The organism is Vreelandella olivaria, from assembly GCF_023507745.1.
GTDB lineage: Bacteria > Pseudomonadota > Gammaproteobacteria > Pseudomonadales > Halomonadaceae > Vreelandella > Vreelandella olivaria_A.
Map to the genome: position 1 here is coordinate 1 of NZ_JALPZO010000041.1, position 787 is coordinate 787.

Consider the following 787-nt stretch of genomic DNA (forward strand, 5'->3'; position numbering starts at 1 on the left):
TTTTGCGGCAGCTATATATTTCGCAGGTGTGTTGTTCGATGTTTGGTAGGGTGCCCGCTTGGCTGCGCCGCCCGCTGAACCTGCCAGCGACCGGCGAGGCGCTAAAGCGTAGAATCGGCGTTGAGGCCAGTCAGGCAGTGCACGGCCTACGCACCGCAACGCAAGGTTTCCGCCAGTTTGAGATACCCACAGTGTCCGAAGCGATAACGCGCGTGGGGCTGGCCGCCAAACTCACCAGTATCGGCAGCGCCGTAGGGGTTGGGCTGGATACTTACGCGACCCGTGACACTATCGCCGAGGCATGCGCCACAGGGCGCGAGGAAGAGTGCCAGCGTGTCCGCTATGTCGAGTATGGCAGGCTCACGGGGCGTACTGTTGGTGGGATCGTTGGAGGTGGTGCGGTTATTAACCGTGGCGTATGTCTGGCGGTCAGTCTTGATCTACGCGGTAAAGTGATATGTGGCGTAGTGGCCGCAGGCGCCGGGGCCTATGGGGGTGCCAAGGCGCTGGAACCGGCTGGTGAGCAGGTAGGGTTATTCTTCTATCGAACACTACATGGCGATAATAACAATGACAATCGCTGAAAACATTGTAGGGTTTGGTACTGGTATCTTCGGCCTGCTGTGCTTGGCGTTAGCATTTATCGCCAGCGTGGTGGCACTTTTCAAGATCGATGAAGCGGATCGTTATTTTGGAGAGTGGGACTCCCTTGAACTGCTTCACCTCAAGGGGCTGCCCTTCAGCCTTTGGCGTATGACGCATTACGGTTTTAAAATATTGTTCAGCC

General features: G+C 56.8%; 2 protein-coding genes. Both read left to right on the forward strand.

What is annotated here, in order from left to right:
* Positions 1-584: hypothetical protein (locus HP566_RS03560; protein WP_249975891.1), on the forward strand; the 584-nt coding region annotated here is incomplete at its 5' end.
* Positions 571-787: hypothetical protein (locus HP566_RS03565; protein WP_249975892.1), on the forward strand; the 217-nt coding region annotated here is incomplete at its 3' end. The genes HP566_RS03560 and HP566_RS03565, both read left to right, overlap by 14 nt.